Origin of the sequence: Nocardioides glacieisoli (assembly GCF_004137245.1) — a bacterium.
Taxonomy (GTDB): domain Bacteria; phylum Actinomycetota; class Actinomycetes; order Propionibacteriales; family Nocardioidaceae; genus Nocardioides; species Nocardioides glacieisoli.
Genome location: NZ_SDWS01000007.1, coordinates 239,022 through 255,755, shown reverse-complemented (window position 1 = coordinate 255,755; position 16,734 = coordinate 239,022). Strand labels below are relative to the sequence as shown.

The window sequence follows — 16,734 nt, the reverse complement described above, 5'->3', positions numbered from 1 at the left end:
ACGTTCACACGGACGACGTACGCAGCGGCAAGGCTGGCGCCATGGCCAAGAGACTGTTCCTGCTCCACCTCGGTCCGGACACGGTTGACCTCGACGAGATGCGCGAGAGCCTCGACCTCGGCCGGATCGCCACCCCCGACGTCGATCCCGAGGTCCTCGAGCTCGCCGGCATCGAGATCACCCGCACCCACAAGGCCGCTGGGATGAGCCGCAAGGAGGTCGAGGGCGCCTGGGCGAAGGTGTGCCGCAAGGCTTGGAAGGCCAAGGCCGACGTCTTCGTCAGCGCGCCAGGTTTCTTCGACGCGTCCTCCGAGCAGGCGGCGCTCGCCCTCGACGGCCTCCCCGGCTTCAAGGTGGTGCTCGTGGTGACCAGCGGCTTCGCGGTCCAGCCGCCCGCCGCCTGGCTGTCGCTGGTCAAGGAGGACCGGGTCCACGTGCTGCCGGACAACCTCGGCGCCGAGCAGCTCGCCGCGCAGGTCGCCCGGATCGCGCTGATCGAGGAGGAGGCCCGCCTCGACAAGAGGCTCCGGAAGATCTCGCGCAGGCGCAAGCAGGTCAACAAGCGGCTGGCCGCCTAGGACGCGCCCTGGCTGTCAGTGCGGCTGCCAGGCGTCCTCGTCGCGGGTGAGGGCCGCGACGCCCTCGGGCAGCTTGCCGTCGGCGAGGTCCTGGATGCTGACCTGCTCGAAGACCGCGCGCAGCGAGCTGCGGGCAGCGATCCAGACGTGCTGCAGCACCTGCGCCGAGTCGTCGTACTCGACCGCCTCGGGACGCAGGCCGTAGACCGACACGAGCGGCCCGTCGACGGCGCGGATCACGTCGGCCACCGTGACGGTGCGCGGCTCCCGCGCGAAGCGCCAGCCTCCCGACTGGCCGCGCTGCGACACCACGACGTCGGCGCGGCGGAGGTCGGCGAGGATGGCCTGGAGGAAGCCGTGCGGGATGCCCTGGGCCTTGCCGAGCTGCTCGGCGCTGACGGCCGTGCCGTCGGTGCGCACCGCGATCTCGATCAGGGCCCGGAGGGCATAGTCGGCTTTGGCGGAGACGCGCATAGGTGCAGTTTGTCAGATATGTCCCCAGAGACAGTGGTGCTTGCCGCGAGGCCGGCCCACATGTTCGTACGCCGTCGCCCCCGCGAGGTGCGGGAGCGACGGCGTACGACCATGCACGTCGGTGGTTGCAGGTCAGGCGGGGGCGGACTCGAGCGCCGGCTCGTCAGCCGTTGCCGCCTTCGCGAGGCGCTCCTGCTTGACGGCCCAGACGATGCCGGAGATCCAGAGCACGAAGATCACGGCGGCGGCGACGGCGACGCCGACACCCGGGACGCCGACGGCCTCGAGCAGCGTCTTGGAGTTGGTGAGGATGATCAGGCCACCGGCGGCCACACCGAGGACGCGCGCCGCGAGGTGCTTGACCAGCCACGCCGCGATGGGAGCGGCGATGACGCCACCGGCGAGCAGCGCACCGGCGTAGCCCCAGTTGATCCCGGCGGAGCCCAGTCCGAAGAGGAAGCCGAGCGAGGCGCCGACGGCGACCACGAACTCGGAGGTGTCGATCGAGCCGACGACCTTGCGCGGCTCGAGGCGACCGCTCGAGAGCAGCGACGTGGTGCCGACGGGACCCCAGCCGCCGCCACCGACGGCGTCGAGCGTGCCGGCGACGAGGCCCATCGGGGCGAGGAACAGCGCGGAGGGGTGACCCTTGAAGGTCGGGCGCTGGCCGCCGAGGCGGAGGAAGCGGTAGACGACGTAGAAGCCGAGGCTGAGCAGGATCACGGCGACGACGGGCTTGGCGACCGCGGCGTCCATGTTGGACAGGAGGGTCGCGCCGAGGAAGGCGCCGACGAAGCCCGGCAGGGCGAGGATCGAGACCGTGCGCCAGTCGACGTTGCCGAACTTGTGGTGCGAGGCGCCGGAGACCAGCGACGTGCCGATCTCGGAGAAGTGGACGGCGGCGGAGGCCGCGGCCGGCGCGACGCCGGCGGCGAGCAGCAGGGTCGAGGACGTCACGCCGTAGGCCATGCCCAGGCTTCCGTCGATCAGCTGGGCGATCAGGCCCACGATGCCGAGAACGATGAGCTTGCGCATCGCGCGGCTCCTTTCGCTGGTCTGTAAGACGCGTAGATCGAGTGTCTGTGGTTTGTCGGGTGAAACAGTAGAGATAGTCGGAGTGATAGGCAACTCCTCGCGCCTCCTCGGCGCGTCCTGCCACGCGACGGCTGTGACCGGCGACATCGGCCATTCGTGTTGCGCGGCGTCGATCCGCGAGGCATGATCTTGTTACCGGCCAGTAAACCGACCAGTAGCCGTGACCAGAGACCGCTCGCACATGGAACAGGTGGAACGCACGTGAGCCACTACAAGACCAACCTCCGCGACATCGAGTTCAACCTCTTCGAGGTCCTCGGCCGCGACGAGGTCCTCGGCACCGGCCCCTTCGGCGAGATCGACGCGGAGAGCGCGCGCGAGATCCTGCGCGAGGTCGAGCGCCTGTCGCGCGAGGACATCGCCGCGTCCTACGAGGACAGCGACCGCAACCCGCCCGTCTTCGACCCCGCCACGCACACCGCGCCGGTGAGCGAGTCGTTCAAGGCGTCCTACCAGGCGTGGATGGACTCCGAGTTCTGGCGCCTGCAGGTCTTCGAGGAGATGGGCGGCACCCCCGCCCCCTCGTCGCTGATCTGGGCGATCGGCGAGATGGTGCTCGGCGCCAACGCGCCCGTCTGGATGTACGCCGCGGGTCCCGCGTTCGCCAACGTCGTGCACCGCAACGGCAACGACCGCGACAAGGCCGTCGCCCAGTTCATGGTCGACCGCCAGTGGGGCTGCACCATGGTGCTCACCGAGCCCGACGCCGGCTCCGACGTGGGTGCCGGTCGCGCCAAGGCAGTCGCCAACGACGACGGCTCGTGGAACATCACGGGCGTCAAGCGCTTCATCACCAGCGCCACCCACGACATGAGCGAGAACATCATGCACCTCGTGCTCGCGCGCCCCGAGGGCGTCGAGGGCGCGGGCGGCCCGGGCACGAAGGGCCTCTCGCTCTTCTGGATGCCCGAGCAGCACTTCGACCTCGAGACCGGCGAGCTGACGGGTGAGCGCAACGGCGTCTACGTCACCAACGTCGAGCACAAGATGGGCATCAAGGTCTCCAACACCTGCGAGGTCACCTTCGGCGACCCGCAGGTCGGCGGCGGCGAGCCCGCCAAGGGCTGGCTGCTCGGCGAGGTCCACGACGGCATCGCCCAGATGTTCCAGGTCATCGAGAACGCCCGGATGATGGTCGGCACCAAGGCCATCGCCACCCTTTCGACCGGCTACCTCAACGCGCTCGACTACGCCAAGGAGCGCGTCCAGGGCGCCGACCTGACGCAGGCCGCCGACAAGACGGCTCCCCGCGTCACGATCACCCACCACCCCGACGTACGCCGCTCGCTGATGACGCAGAAGTCGTTCGCCGAGGCGATGCGCGCGCTGGTGCTCTACACCGCGACGTGGCAGGACCAGGTGATGATCGCCGAGCACGTGGGCACCTCGGACTCCGACGAGGCCCGCCTCGCCGCAGCCGTCAACGACCTGCTGCTCCCGATCGTGAAGGGCTACGGCTCGGAGCGCTCGTGGGTGCTGCTGGGCACCGAGTCGCTGCAGACGTTCGGCGGCTCCGGCTTCCTGCAGGAGTACCCGATCGAGCAGTACGTCCGCGACGCCAAGATCGACACGCTCTACGAGGGCACCACCGCGATCCAGGGCCAGGACTTCTTCTTCCGCAAGATCGTCAAGGACCAGGGCAAGGCGCTCGGGCACCTCGCGAAGGAGATCGAGGGCTTCATCGCCTCCGAGGCCGGCAACGGTCGCCTCAAGAACGAGCGGGCCCTGCTGGCCACCGCGCTCGAGGACGCCAACGCCATCGTCGGGCACATGATCAACGACCTGATGTCGTCGGCCGAGGAGCTGCGCAACATCTACAAGGTCGGGCTCAACACCTCGCGCCTGCTGATGGTGCTCGGCGACGTCGTCTGCGGCTGGCTGCTGCTGCGCCAGGCCGAGGTCGCCCTGCAGAAGCTGTCGGGCGAGGTGTCGGCCAAGGACAAGGCGTTCTACGAGGGCAAGGTCGCCGCGGCCCAGTTCTTCGCGCAGACCAACCTGCCGAAGATCAGCGCCGAGCGCGCCATTGCCGAGGGCATCGACCTCGACCTGATGGACCTCGACGAGGCCTCCTTCTGACCGACTGATCCACCATCGAGCGGTGGTCCAGCCACATTCCCCGGTCGGGGAACGTGGGTGGGCCACCGCTCGTGCGTCCAGGTCGGCGTGGCGCTCAGTCCAGCGGTGCTCCAGCCACATTCTCGGCACTGGGAATGTGGGTGGACCACCGCTCGGGTGGACGGCGAGTAGTGCGATGACAGGTGTCACGGCGAGGTCGTGACCTCTGGCCCGTGCGGGCAGGGACGTACGGCGACAGGCTGGGCCCATGATCGACGTCGCCGCCTCAACGCCCGCCATCCGTGCCACCGGCCTGCGCAAGACCTTCCGGGCCACGGACGGAAGCACGGTCGTGGCGGTCGACGGTGTCGACCTCACCATCGCGCCGGGCGAGATCGTCGCGTTCCTCGGGCCCAACGGGGCGGGCAAGACCACGACGGTCGACATGCTCCTCGGGCTGACCCGCCCCGACGCGGGCACGGTCGAGGTCTACGGCACGGACCCCGGCAGGGCCGTCCGGGCAGGTCGGGTGTCCGCGGTGATGCAGACCGGCGGCCTGCTTCCCGACTTCACCGTCGAGGAGACCGTCCGGGCGATCGCTGCGACCCACGGACGCAGCGACCGCGTCGCGGCCGTCATCGAGCGCGCCGCGCTGACCGAGATCGCCGACCGCCGCGTGCAGGCCTGCTCCGGCGGGGAGCAGCAGCGCCTCAAGTTCGCCCTCGCGCTCGTCCCGGACCCCGACCTGGTGATCCTCGACGAGCCGACCGCGGGCATGGACGTCGCCACCCGCCAGCACTTCTGGGACACCATGCGCGCCGACGCGGCCCAGGGCCGCACCATCGTCTTCGCCACCCACTACCTCGCCGAGGCCGACGAGTTCGCCGAGCGCACGGTGCTCATCGCGCGCGGGCGCATCGTCGCCGACGGCCCCACCGCCGACGTCCGAGCCTCCTTCGGCGGGCGCACGGTCTCGTTCCGCCCGCCGGAGGACGTCGTACGCCCCGACGGGCTCGACCCCGCGTGGCTGGCCCGCGTCGAGCAGGCCCTCGCGCCCCTCGGCGTGACGGGCGTCGAGGTGTCGAGCGCCAGCCTGGAGGCGGCCTTCCTCGCCCTCACCGGGGATGCGCCGGCCACGGCTGAACCCTCCCCGATGTCCCTCGACCTGACCGGAGCGACCCGATGAGCGCCACGACCACCGCCGTCCCCGCCGCGACCCGGCGCCCGCGCCCCGCGCTGGCGACGTACGTCGGCCTCGACCTCAGGCGCCAGCTGCGCGACCGCGTGGGGATGTTCTTCATCGTCGCGCTGCCGTCGTTCATGTACGTCGTCTTCGGGCTCGGGTCCGACGAGCGCGTCGGCAGCGGCAACGTCGCGATGTACGTCATGACCTCCATGGCGACCTACGCCGCGGTGACCGCCACGACGACGGTCGCGGGCACCGCGACGGTCGAGCAGACGATGGGCTGGGGCCGCCAGCTCGCCCTGACCCCGCTCCGTCCGCTGGCGATCGTCGCCATGAAGGCCGCCGTGGCGATGACGGTGGCGGCGGTCGCGGTGGCGCTGGTCTTCGCCGTAGGCGCCCTCACAGGGGCATCGGGCAGTGCGACCGACTGGCTGCTGTCGGGGGTGATCATCTGGATCGGATCGGCGATGTTCGCGATCTACGGCCTGGCGATCTGCCTGGTGTTCCGCGGCCCCAACACTCCCGGCATCGCGTCGGGCCTGATCGTGGTGATGGCCTTCCTGGGCAACCTGTTCACGCCGATGGACGGGCTCATGCTCGACATCGGGCGGCTGACACCGATGTACGGCTTCGCCGCCCTGGCGCACTATCCGCAGACCGACGGGTGGCTCCCTATGGGCGACCACGACCCGCTGTGGCTCCCGGTCGCTAACGTGCTCGCGTGGACGGTGATCTTCGCGACCCTCGCCCTCTGGGGCATACGCCGGAGCCGGGCGCGCACGTGACCGGCGAAGCAGCCGCGGAGGAGCTCCCGGACAACCCCTGGGAGAAGTGGGGCTGGGCGTTCGCAGCGATCTGGCTGGTCTTCCTCGTCTTCCCGATCGTCGCCGTCACCGAGTCCTCGGTGCCGGTCGCGGGCAAGGCGGTCGCCTTCCTCTGCATCGCCGGCTTCGCGGTGGCCAACGTGCTGGGCTACTCGCACCACAGGAGCACCTGGGTGTGCCTCGCCGTGTGTGTCGTGCTCTCCCTCGCCACCGTGCCGGTCATCGGGATCAGCGTCATCTCGTTCACGCCCTACCTTGCGATCCTGTCGGCCCTCGAGCTGCCGAGCCCGGCCTGGAAGTGGGCCGTGGGCGTGTGGTTCGTGGTGCCGCTGCTGTCCCTGCTCGACATCGACGGGTTCCCGACCTACTTCTTCCTGATGCTCTGGCCGATCATCCTCGGGGCGGTGATGCTGCGGCTCTTCGGCGAGCGCGAGCAGCTCGCCATCGAGGCGCGCGGCCAGCACGCCTTGGTCGCCGAGCGCGAGCGGGTGGCCCGCGACGTGCACGACGTGCTCGGCCACTCGCTGACCGCCCTGTCGGTCAAGGCCGAGCTCGCGGCCCGGCTCATCGACCTCGACCCCGAGCGCGCGAAGGAGGAGCTGGAGTCGATCCAGGCCACCGCCCGCCAGGCACTCGCCGAGGTGCGTGCCACGGTCGGCGGACTCAGGGCGGGCAACCTCGAGGCCGAGCTCGCCGCCGCACCCCGGGTGCTCGCCGATGCCGGCATCTCGGCGACCGTCGTCGGCGACGTCGCCGACACCGACCCGCGCCACCGGGCGCTGATGGCCTGGGTGCTGCGCGAGTCGGTCACCAACGTCGTACGCCACGCGCAGGCACGCTCCGTCGTCATCGAGCTCGGCCGCGACGGCATGACCGTCACCGACGACGGTGCCGGCTGCACCGGCGCCGAGGGCAACGGGCTGCGCGGGATGCGCGAGCGGGTCGGCGGTGCCGGCGGCACGCTCGACGTCTCGACCGGGAGCCCGGGGACCCGCGTCCGGGTGGCGCTCCCGTGATCCGGCTGCTGCTCGCCGACGACCAGGCGCTCGTACGCGGTGCGCTGGCCGCGCTGCTCGATCTCGAGTCCGACCTCGAGGTGGTCGCCCAGGTCGGCCGGGGCGACGAGGTGGTCGAGGCGGCCCGCGCCTCCGAGGCCGAGGTCTGCCTGCTCGACATCGAGATGCCCGGGCTGAACGGCATCGACGCGGCCGCGGCGCTGCGGCGCGAGCTGCCGGGCGTGCGATCGCTGATCGTGACGACCTTCGGCCGGCCGGGCTACGTCCGCCGGGCCATCGAGGCGGGCGCCTCCGGCTTCGTCGTCAAGGACACGCCGTCGCGACAGCTCGCCGACGCCGTCCGCCGGGTGCACAACGGGCTGCGGGTGATCGACCCGGACCTCGCCGCCGAGTCGCTGATCGACGGCCCGAGCCCGCTGACCGGCCGCGAGCGCGAGCTGCTGACGTACGCCCTCGACGGGTCGCCGGTCGCGGCGATCGCCGCGCGGGTGCACCTCTCGGAGGGCACGGTGCGCAACCACCTGTCCGCCGCGATCGGCAAGACCGGCGCGACCACGCGCAGCGAGGCCGCGCGGATCGCGCAGGACCGCGGGTGGCTCTAGCGGCCTCGGTGCGAGGTCACATCTCGCGGCGCTCCTCCACGTGGGTGGTCTTCGAGCGCTGGTTGTTCATGACGAGGCCGAGCACGAGCGACAGCACGCCCGCGATGAGGAGGATCCAGCCGACGGTCGTCGGGTCGACGACGTCCTGGACGGCGGCCGGGAACTCCTTGATGGCGAACAGGATGATCAGACCGAGGACGAGCAGCAGGATGCCGATGCCGATTCCCATGACGACTCCCTCTTTCAATGGTGTGTCGAGGCGTGGCCGGCTCGGGACCGACCCTTCGCCACGAGCGTAGGGCCGCCGGACGTGCGGACGGCGCAACCCGGTCCCCTTCAGGGGTGGGTTGCGCCGTCCGGTGGTCGTCAGGGTCGGGTCAGGAGACCTTGCCGACCTTGAGCTTCACCGACCTCGACGTCGAGGCAGCGGTCGCGGTGACCTTCACCGCGAGCTTCTTGCCCTTCATCGCCTTGGTCACCTTCAGCTTGGACTTCGTGGCCTTCTTGATCTTCTTGGTGCCGGCGTACCACTGGAACTTGTACGACACGGCGGTGCTGGCGCGGAACATCGCGTCGAGGCCCGTCACCTTGATCGTCTTGCCCACCTTGGGCTTGCCCGAGGTGTCCACGCCCTTGAGGACCGCCGCGAGGCCGGCCGCGAGGCCGGCCGCGACGTCGACCACGGGCGGGGTGACCACCGGGGGCGTGACGACGGACGGGACGACGACGGGTGTCGTCACGACCGGCTGGGCGGGCGCGGGGACGACGACGCCCGACGCGACCGCGGATCCGCGGCTGGTGTCGTATCCGGTCGCAGTGACGTAGACGTCGACCGAGATCTCCCTGCCGATGTCGGCGACGACCGGGACGTAGGTGTTCGACGAGGTGTCCTGGCGGAGCTCCTCACCGGCGAACCACGCGTAGCGGATCGAGGTCGGGCTGGGTGACCAGGTGCCGGGCGACGCGGTGAGGGTCGAGCCGACCTGGGGCGTGCCGGAGATCGTCGGGTCCGTCACCGGCTGGAGCGAGGGGGACTGGTTCTGCCCGAACGCGAGGACTGGACTGATGGCGCCTTCCGTCTCACCGACACCGAGCTCGATCCCGGTCGCGGTCAGGACACTGGGCTGGTCATCCCAGTACTCCTGCGCCCGGCCCCCGGCAACGTCCGCCCGGAAGCGGACGTAGTAGGTGTCGGCGGACAGGCCGTCGATCACGTAGCTGCCGTCGGACTGGACGTCCACCTCCTCGATCTCCAGGTAGGCGTCGTCGACCTTGGCGTAGACCACGGCGGTGCCGTTGTCAGTCGGGGTGCCGCTCGTGGTGTCGTACACCGCGCCGGAGATCTCCGAGTCGAGCTCGAGCTGGGCGTCGATGGGCACGTCGGGGGTCCCGCCGTCCGCGACGGTCACCAGGTCCGCGACGTAGCGGTTGGGCGCGTTGTCGTAGTACTCGATCGCGTAGGCGTGCATCCCCTGGGGGGCGTACGCCTCGAACTCGATCAGGTAGTCGCCACCCGGCAGCCCGCCGATGTCGTACGAGCCGGGAAGGGCATCGGGGTTGAAGAAGCCAGCCGTGTGGTCGAAGCCCACCTGCCGGTACTCGGTCTCGCCGTCGACCACGACGGGGCGGTAGGCGACCACCGTGGCGAACGTCAGCGGGTCGCCGTTCGGGTAGAGGACCGTGCCCGTCACGTGGGCCGCAGGGACCAGCGCGGTGGCGAGTGGGGCACCGGGCACCGTGACCGGGTCAGCATCCTCGACGACGTCTGCGTCGTTGTAGAACTCGGCGGCGTAGGTGTCGGTGTAGTCGTCGAAGCCGACCGCGTACTCGCCCTCCGGCACGCTGAACGTGTAGGCACCGTCGGAGCCCGTGTCCGTGAAGTCACCGGTGTCGCGCCAGCGACCGTCCTCGGTGTCGAACTGGTAGAGCTCCACCCGCACGTCACCCAGCAGGGCGCCGCCCGGGCCGGTCACGGTGCCGGAGAGGGTGCCGTCGACGGCGCTGGCAGCGGGCGCGATGGCCAGGACGCCGGCGGCAAGCGTGGTCGTGATCAGTGCGACGGCAGGCCGACGCAGACGTGCGGACATGGAGTTCCCCCAGTGAGGCCGCTGCGCCGCGTCTCGGCCCGGTCGGTGCCACTGACGCTAGGCGGCGAGCATCTCCCAGCGGTGCGGAATGGAGGGATTGGGTGAACGTGTGTCCCGCCATGACCCCTACGGGTGAGCCCTAGGCTTCGCCCATGACCGACGCCACCCCAGATCGGGCCCGCCTCGCCGCCCTCGTCGCCGTGTGGTGGGAGGCGGTGGACTCGTTCACCCGCGTCCTCGAGCACGTCGACGAGGACCAATGGGCGACCCCGACCGACCTGCCGGGGTGGGACGTCCACGCCGTCGCCGCCCACACCGCGCACCTCGAGTCGCTCCTCGCCGGACGGCGTCACGAGGAGGTCGACATCGGCGACGCGCCGCACGCGATCGGGACGATGGGCCAGTTCACCGAGCAGGGCGTCGTGGTCCGTCGCGACGAGACGCCGGACGACCTCATCACCGAGATCCGCGAGTCCACGACGGCCCGGCACACCCAGCTCCTCGCCGACCCGCCGACCGACGGATCGGTCCCCGCCCCCGGCCTGTTCGGCGCGATCGGCTGGACCACCGGACTGCTCCTGCGCAACCGGCCGCTCGACATCTGGATGCACGAGCAGGACGTGCGCCGTGCGCTCGGCATGCCCGGCAACCTCGACTCGGCACCCGCGCTCCACAGCGCCACCTACCTGATGGAGAGCCTGCCCTTCATCGTCGGCAAGCGCGCCCAGGCGCCGTCGGGCGACGTCGTACGCCTCGAGGTGGACGGGCACGAGCCCGTGTCGGCCGTCGTCGGCGAGGACGGGCGCGGCCGGGTCGCGACGCCCGACGACGCGACGCCCGACGACGCGACGCCCGCCGTCACGCTCGGCATGGACCGCGAGACCTTCATCGTGCTGGCCGGCGGGCGCCGGGCCGCCGAGCCCGGCGTCGTACGCATGTCGGGCGACACCGGGCTCGGCGAGCGCGTGGTGGCCGCGATGGGCGTGACGCCGTGAGCGAGTCAGCCTGGACGATCGACGACATCGGCGACCTGACCGGGCGCACGGCCGTCGTCACCGGCCCGACGCAGGGCGGGCTGGGCTTCCACACCGCCCTCGAGCTCGCCCGCCACGGTGCCCGCGTCGCGCTCGCAGGTCGTACGCCCGCGAAGCTCGACGCGGCCGCCGAGGCCATCACGGCCAGGGTCCCGGAGGCCCGGCTCGACACGGTCGTCGTCGACCTCTCCGACCTCGGGTCCGTGCGCGAGGGAGCGTCCGCTGCCGCCGGTCTGGGCCCGGTCCACCTGCTCGTGAACAACGCCGGGATCATGGCCCCGCCGCTGCGCCGCACGTCCGACGGGCTCGAGTCGCAGATGGCGACCAACCACTTCGGGCCGTTCCTGTTCACCGGCCTGCTGCTCGACCAGCTCGTCGCGTCCGGCGCGGGCCGGGTGGTGACGCTGTCGTCGCAGGCCCACCGGATGGCACGGTCGGCGCCCCTCGGTGACCCGCGGGCCGGGCGGCGTTACAGCCGGTGGATGGTCTACGGCCAGACCAAGCTCGCCAACCTGCTCTTCACGCACGAGCTCGACCGACGGCTGCGCCGGGCCGGGCTGCCGGTGTCGGCGCTCGCCGCCCACCCCGGGCTGGCCGGCACCCACCTCGTCGTCAACGGCCAGATGCGTGGCATCGAGGCGCGCGGCGCGGCGATCCTCGACGCCGCGGTCAAGGCCGTCTCGCAGTCCGCGGAGGCCGGTGCGTGGCCGGCCCTGATGGCGGCGACCGCCGACCTGCCGGGAGGGACGTACGTCGGACCGGGTGGCCCGGGGCAGGCCGGTGGGCGACCCCGCATCGTCGGGTCGACGCCGCTGGCGCGCGACGAGATGGCGCAGCGGCGGCTCTGGGAGCTGAGCGAGGAGACGGTGGGCCTCACCTGGCCCTGACCGGCGTTGCTCAGCTGCGGTCGCGGACGCGGACCAGGCCGGCGAGGGTGCCCAGCCAGGCGGAGCCGTCGGCGCCGAGGGTGATCCGGGAGCCGTCGCTGCCGGCCATCAGCCCCGTGCCCGTGCGCACGCTCCACATCGCGCGGCCGGACACGGCGTCGAGGGCGGTGAGGTACCAGGCGCTGACTCCGGTGAGCGACGGTCGCTTGGTCCACGCGTAGACCAGCCCGGTGGGCCAGCTGGCCGTCGCGCCCGAGCTCGGCGAGACCGCGTCGCTGGTCCAGCGCAGCACGCACCCGCTCTCCGCGAGGTCGACGCGCGCGATGCCCGGGTCGCTCGTGAAGCCGAGCAGGGTGCTCCGCGGTGACGAGTACCCGTGGTTGTTGGCGACCACGACGCCACGGCCGAGCGACGCGAGCGTGCTGTCGGTGGCACCGGCACCCTTCCCGAAGACCGCCTGCCGGCAGAGCGCCGCCCCGGAGTCGCGGGCCAGGAAGACCACCCCCAGCCGCCCTTCCTGCTCGTCGGTGACGGCCACGACTCCACCGTCGAGCAGCACGGGGGCTGACCCGCTGTCGGCGTTCCCGGTGCGCCAGCGGACCTCCGGCGTGCCGTCCGCGCCGGCCGCCAGCCGGAGGAGCGCGGCGTCCGAGACGACGTACGCACCTCCCTCATCGACCGCGAGGCCGTGACGGACCGGCTCGGCCAGGTCGAGGACGGCGACGCGACCCGAGGCGGGCTCGATCGTGCCGACGAGTCCGTCGCGCGACACCCACCAGACCAGGCCCGCCCAGTCCGGGGCGATGCCGACGACGCAGTCGCCGAAGGGGATCCACGGCTTCAGGTCCCAGGTGCCGTCGACGTCGAGCTCGGACCCCGCCGTGCCGTACGCCGACACGGTGCGCTCGGCGGCCACCACCGCGCGGTCGCGGTCGTCGACGTAGAACGCGTCGCCCGCGCACGCCGCGTCGTCGTCGACCTCGCCGAGGTCGTGCGTGGCCGTGGTCCTGCGCGTCTCCGGATCGACGAGGCGCAGGAGCGAGGTCGGGCCCTCGGTGCAGCGGGCGACGAGCACGCCGGACGAGGTGGGAGCGAGGTCGCCGCACCGCTGCGTGCCCAGCCACGCCGTGTCCACCTCGGGCTGCAGGCCGAGCGGCCCGGGCCGGGAGGCCGGCACACCGGCGGCGCGGTGCGGGTTCTGCGGGGCCTCGGTGGCGATCGGGTGCGGCGCGGCCGGTCGGCCGACGTAGGCCGGCACGGCCCACGCGCCCGGAGCCGGCGGGATGGGCAGCCAGCCGTCGGGGATCGCGACCATGGCCGCGACGAGTCCGGTGACGGTCGCCGCCACGATGCCGACCGAGCGGGCGTCGGGCTGCGCGCGGTCCTGCACCCACCAGCGGACGCGCGGGACGCACAGGAGCACGGCGGCCAGGAGCAGGACGATCGGACCCCAGGCGAGCCAGAGCAGGAGGAGCGCACCGACCAGCCAGACCACCGGGAGACCCTAGGCGAGCCGATGGCCCTCCCCGGGGAGGCTCGGCCGGTGGCCGGCGATCATGGTCGAGCTGGTCAGTCGCTCAGTCGGTCGCGGGACGGGGTGCGGTCACCGTGAGGTCGGCGTAGGCGCCGAAGCCCTCGGCCCCGCGGACGAAGATCCGCGAGCGGCTCGGCACGGGCACCCGGACCGGCGCCGACTCATGGACCGGGATCGCGTCGGCCTCGGCCCGCGGCCGCACCACGAGCGGACCGCTGAACTGCTCGAGTGCCTTGATCCGACCCGCGACGTCCCAGGTCTCGCTGCTGTCGTTCTTGTGCCTCCGCATTGCGGACTCCTCTGATGCCTGGAGCGGCCCCCCACGGACCGCCACACCCTCAAGGCTAGGAGCGCCCGAGGGCGGCGGAGGCGACTAGGCGAACCCTTCGGGAAGTCTTCGGAAGACGGTCCAGACCGCTGGACCGAGGTGTGGCACCACCCGTCCGGACACGCCGAAGGACCGGCTCACGCAAGCGTGAGCCGGTCCATGAGAACCGTGCCGCGGCGACCTCTCCCCAAAGAGGTCGCCGCGACCAGGTCAGGCAGCCGGCGGTCGAGATGCCGAGCTGGTGTCCACCGCGCCACGTTGGCGCGGGATCACCGGCTGTGGCGTCTCCGCACGGACGTCGTACGACGTCGTGGCCGTCGCCGGCCGGTCCTTCTGCCCCACTGCACCGACCCTGATCATCGGGTGCCTCCCTGATGTGTTGTCTGGTTCATCCGTGTCTCGATCCCCACGATCGATATCCCGTTGATAGGAAGGATGGTCCCAGTGTGCTCCTGATACATCCGTACAACTACTGATGATCCGCAATCGGTACGGAGGTCCAGTCCAGCGGATTCCGTGGCAAGAAGTGGCAAAGAGTGTGGAAACCGTCAGGCAGCGGCCCGTGCTTCGCTCTCCAGCTTGCGTCCGAGCAGGCGACGCGTACGTCGGTCACCGGTCGCCATCTTGTAGAGGATGGCAAGTTGCTGGGGCGCGTTGCGCGTGTTCGTGGTGGCCAACCAGCCGTTGGGGAGCGACAGACGGATCACCTTGTGCCAGGCCGACGCGACCTGCTGGGGCATCGGACGGGCGCAGTAGGTGAGGTCGTACTTCTCGAAGAGCGCCTGGACCTTGGGCGCGATCTCCGCGTAGCGGTTGGACGGCAGGTCGGGGAACAGGTGGTGCTCGATCTGGTGGGACAGGTTGCCGGTCATGACGTGCAGGGCCTTGGACCCGGAGATGTTGGCGCTGCCCAGCATCTGGCGGACGTACCACTCGCCCTTGGTCTCGCCCTCGATCGAGCGCTTCTCGAAGGTCTCGACACCCTCGGGGAAGTGACCGCAGAGGATGACCGAGTTGGACCAGAGGTTGCGCACGATGTTGGCGGTGAAGTTGGCTGCGAGGGTCGGCAGGAACGAGCCGGTCGGGATCGACAGGACGGGGTGCACGACGTAGTCCTTGGTGGCCTGCTTGCGGATCTTGCCGAGGACCTGCTTCGCGCGGCGGCGGAAGTCGGGGTCCTTGGTCTGCTTCTTCGCGATGACCGAGCCGAGCTCGAGGTCGTAGGCGGCGATGCCGTACTCGAAGAAGACGGCGTTGATGAAGCAGAAGACCGGCTGGGCGAGCGAGGCCGGGGTCCACGGCTGGTCCTCGTCGACGCGCATGATGCCGTAGCCGAGGTCGTTGTCCTTGCCGATGACGTTGGTGTAGGTGTGGTGGAGCTCGTTGTGGCTGTGCTTCCACTGCTCGGCCGGCGAGGCCATGTCCCACTCCCACGTGCTGGAGTGGATCTTGGGGTCGCGCATCCAGTCCCACTGGCCGTGGAGGATGTTGTGGCCGATCTCCATGTTGTCGAGGATCTTCGAGACGCTCAGGCCGAGCGTGCCGAGCACCCACGCGGGCGGGAACGCGCTGAAGAGCAGCACCGCGCGCGAGCCGAGCTCGAGCTTGCGCTGGATGTCGATCACGCGGCGGATGTAGGCCGCGTCGTCGGCGCCACGGTCGTCGAGGATGTCCTGGCGGATCGCGTCGAGCTCGATGCCGAGCTGCTCGATGTCCGCCTCGGTGAGGTGGGCGATCGGGTTGGCCTGGCCGAGGACGGCCTTCTTCTGGATCGTGGTCATGTCGAGCTCCTGGGGGTCGTGGGAGGTCTGGATCAGTGGTCGATGTGGCAGGGGCCGGCGGCGGCGTTGATGCAGGTCTGCACCTTGAGGTCGCCGGTCTCGCCGGGGACTGCGGTGGTGATGGCGCCGTTGCGCAGGTCGCGCACGCTGCCCTCGCGCAGCGGGATGACGCAGCCCATGCAGATGCCCATCCGGCAGCCGCTCGGCATGAGGAGGCCGGCAGCCTCGGCGGCGTCGAGGATCGGCGTGGCGCCGTCGAGGTCGAGGGTGGTGCCGGAGGTGAAGCTCACGGTGCCGCCGTCGCCGGGCTCGACGCGGGCAGTGCGGAACTGCTCGGTGGTCAGGGTGATGCCCGCGGCCTCGTGGTGGGCGGCGAGGGCGTCCAGCAAGCCGGCCGGCCCGCAGGCCAGCGTCGTGCGCTCGGCGAGGTCGGGCACCAGGTCGGCCAGGTGGTCGACGTCGAGGACGCCGTGCTCGTCGTCGTACCTCGCGACGAGGCGGATCGCGCCGGCGGCGGCGAGGGACTCGAGGTCGCGGATGAAGATCGAGTCGGGGTGGCTCGGCGCGACGTGGACGACCACGATGTCGTGGACCTCGCTGCGCGGCAGGCGCAGGACGCCGTCGTCGGTGCTCGGGTAGAGGTTGCGCAGCATCCCGATGACCGGCGTGATGCCGGAGCCGGCGGTGACCATGAGGAACTTGCCGCCCGCGGGCGGGAGGACGAACTCGCCGGCCGCCTGCTCGAGGTGGACGAGCGTGCCGGGACGGGCCTCGTGGACGAGGTGGTTGCTCACCAGGCCGTCGGGCACGGCCTTGACGGTGATGGAGATGCGGCCGTCGCGGCGCGGGCCGTGGGTGAGCGAGTACGCGCGCCACTGGCGTACGCCGTCGACGTCGATGCCGATCCGGAGGTACTGGCCCGGCACGTGGCCCGCCCAGTCGGCGCCGGGGCGGATCACGATGGTCGCGGCGTCCGCGGTCTCGGGGTGCACGGACTCGATGCGGCCGCGGAGGTCGCCGCCCGAACGGAGCGGGGCGAAGAGGTCCATGAAGTCGGCGGGGAGGTAGGGCGTGGTGGCGGCCTCGGCGACGCGGACCAGCTGGTCGCGTACGCGCTTGCCACGCACCTGTGGCTCGAGAGTCGTGCTCATGTCGTCAAATGTCGCGGATCCGGGCCGTTCCTTCCTGCCCTGCACACGTGAATCGGGGCTAGACTCTTGTTCGCTGCGAACAAAGACAACCCCTGGAGTCAC

The 16,734-nt window shown here is 71.2% G+C and carries 16 protein-coding genes; 8 read left to right on the top strand and 8 right to left on the bottom strand.

All coding sequences use genetic code 11. From position 1 onward, the window contains the following. Positions 1-41: 41 nt before the first annotated feature. Positions 42-578 (top strand): hypothetical protein, encoded by a 537-nt coding sequence (locus tag EUA06_RS16310; protein ID WP_129477697.1) that lies wholly within the window; start codon positions 42-44, stop codon positions 576-578. Between the two features lie 15 nt (positions 579-593). Here the strand turns inward: EUA06_RS16310 and EUA06_RS16305 are convergent, their stop codons facing one another. Beyond that, on the bottom strand, positions 594-1,052 hold the full coding sequence (locus tag EUA06_RS16305) for an RrF2 family transcriptional regulator (protein ID WP_129477695.1): 459 nt from the start codon (positions 1,050-1,052) through the stop codon (positions 594-596). A gap of 132 nt (positions 1,053-1,184) precedes the next feature. After that, on the bottom strand, positions 1,185-2,087 hold the full coding sequence (locus tag EUA06_RS16300; protein ID WP_129477693.1) for a sulfite exporter TauE/SafE family protein: 903 nt from the start codon (positions 2,085-2,087) through the stop codon (positions 1,185-1,187). A 261-nt stretch (positions 2,088-2,348) separates the two neighbouring features. On the opposite strand from EUA06_RS16300, the gene EUA06_RS16295 reads away from it, so the two are divergent. The 5 genes from EUA06_RS16295 (at position 2,349) to EUA06_RS16275 (ending at position 7,830) form a co-directional block, all read left to right on the top strand. Then, positions 2,349-4,223 (top strand): acyl-CoA dehydrogenase, encoded by a 1,875-nt coding sequence (locus tag EUA06_RS16295; protein WP_129477691.1) that lies wholly within the window; start codon positions 2,349-2,351, stop codon positions 4,221-4,223. Between the two features lie 247 nt (positions 4,224-4,470). Further along, positions 4,471-5,388 (top strand): ABC transporter ATP-binding protein, encoded by a 918-nt coding sequence (locus EUA06_RS16290; RefSeq protein ID WP_129477690.1) that lies wholly within the window; start codon positions 4,471-4,473, stop codon positions 5,386-5,388. Beyond that, positions 5,385-6,173 carry an ABC transporter permease gene (locus EUA06_RS16285; RefSeq protein WP_129477688.1) on the top strand — a complete coding sequence of 263 codons (789 nt, stop codon included), beginning with the start codon at positions 5,385-5,387 and terminating at the stop codon, positions 6,171-6,173. The genes EUA06_RS16290 and EUA06_RS16285 overlap by 4 nt, the downstream gene beginning before the upstream one ends. Continuing rightward, on the top strand, positions 6,170-7,228 hold the full coding sequence (locus tag EUA06_RS16280) for a sensor histidine kinase (RefSeq protein WP_129477686.1): 1,059 nt from the start codon (positions 6,170-6,172) through the stop codon (positions 7,226-7,228). The genes EUA06_RS16285 and EUA06_RS16280 overlap by 4 nt, the downstream gene beginning before the upstream one ends. Further along, complete coding sequence (locus tag EUA06_RS16275; protein ID WP_129477684.1) at positions 7,225-7,830, top strand: response regulator transcription factor; 606 nt, start codon at positions 7,225-7,227, stop codon at positions 7,828-7,830. The genes EUA06_RS16280 and EUA06_RS16275 overlap by 4 nt, the downstream gene beginning before the upstream one ends. A 16-nt stretch (positions 7,831-7,846) precedes the next feature. Here EUA06_RS16275 and EUA06_RS16270 read toward each other — a convergent pair whose 3' ends face one another. Beyond that, positions 7,847-8,059 carry a DUF6458 family protein gene (locus tag EUA06_RS16270; RefSeq protein ID WP_129477682.1) on the bottom strand — a complete coding sequence of 71 codons (213 nt, stop codon included), beginning with the start codon at positions 8,057-8,059 and terminating at the stop codon, positions 7,847-7,849. A gap of 148 nt (positions 8,060-8,207) precedes the next feature. Further along, a complete protein-coding gene (locus EUA06_RS16265) occupies positions 8,208-9,917 on the bottom strand; it encodes a hypothetical protein (RefSeq protein WP_129477680.1) in 1,710 nt (569 codons plus the stop codon). A gap of 152 nt (positions 9,918-10,069) precedes the next feature. On the opposite strand from EUA06_RS16265, the gene EUA06_RS16260 reads away from it, so the two are divergent. Together EUA06_RS16260 and EUA06_RS16255 are read left to right on the top strand one after the other, a co-directional pair. After that, entirely contained in the window at positions 10,070-10,912 is an 843-nt protein-coding gene (locus tag EUA06_RS16260) for a maleylpyruvate isomerase family mycothiol-dependent enzyme (protein ID WP_129477678.1), read from the top strand. Continuing rightward, positions 10,909-11,838: an oxidoreductase gene (locus EUA06_RS16255; RefSeq protein WP_129477676.1), complete on the top strand. Its 930-nt coding sequence runs from the start codon at positions 10,909-10,911 to the stop codon at positions 11,836-11,838. Before EUA06_RS16260 ends, EUA06_RS16255 begins: the two co-directional genes overlap by 4 nt. A gap of 10 nt (positions 11,839-11,848) precedes the next feature. Here EUA06_RS16255 and EUA06_RS16250 read toward each other — a convergent pair whose 3' ends face one another. From EUA06_RS16250 to EUA06_RS16235, 4 genes are all read right to left on the bottom strand, one after another. After that, the gene (locus tag EUA06_RS16250) at positions 11,849-13,333 is read right to left on the bottom strand and encodes a hypothetical protein (protein ID WP_129477674.1); all 1,485 of its coding nucleotides are present in this window, start codon (positions 13,331-13,333) and stop codon (positions 11,849-11,851) included. Positions 13,334-13,415: 82 nt separating this feature from the next. Beyond that, the gene (locus EUA06_RS16245) at positions 13,416-13,661 is read right to left on the bottom strand and encodes a hypothetical protein (protein ID WP_129477672.1); all 246 of its coding nucleotides are present in this window, start codon (positions 13,659-13,661) and stop codon (positions 13,416-13,418) included. A 587-nt stretch (positions 13,662-14,248) separates the two neighbouring features. Next, entirely contained in the window at positions 14,249-15,481 is a 1,233-nt protein-coding gene (locus tag EUA06_RS16240) for a fatty acid desaturase family protein (RefSeq protein ID WP_129477670.1), read from the bottom strand. 32 nt (positions 15,482-15,513) lie between these two features. Then, complete coding sequence (locus EUA06_RS16235) at positions 15,514-16,632, bottom strand: ferredoxin reductase (RefSeq protein WP_129477668.1); 1,119 nt, start codon at positions 16,630-16,632, stop codon at positions 15,514-15,516. Positions 16,633-16,734: the final 102 nt, after the last annotated feature.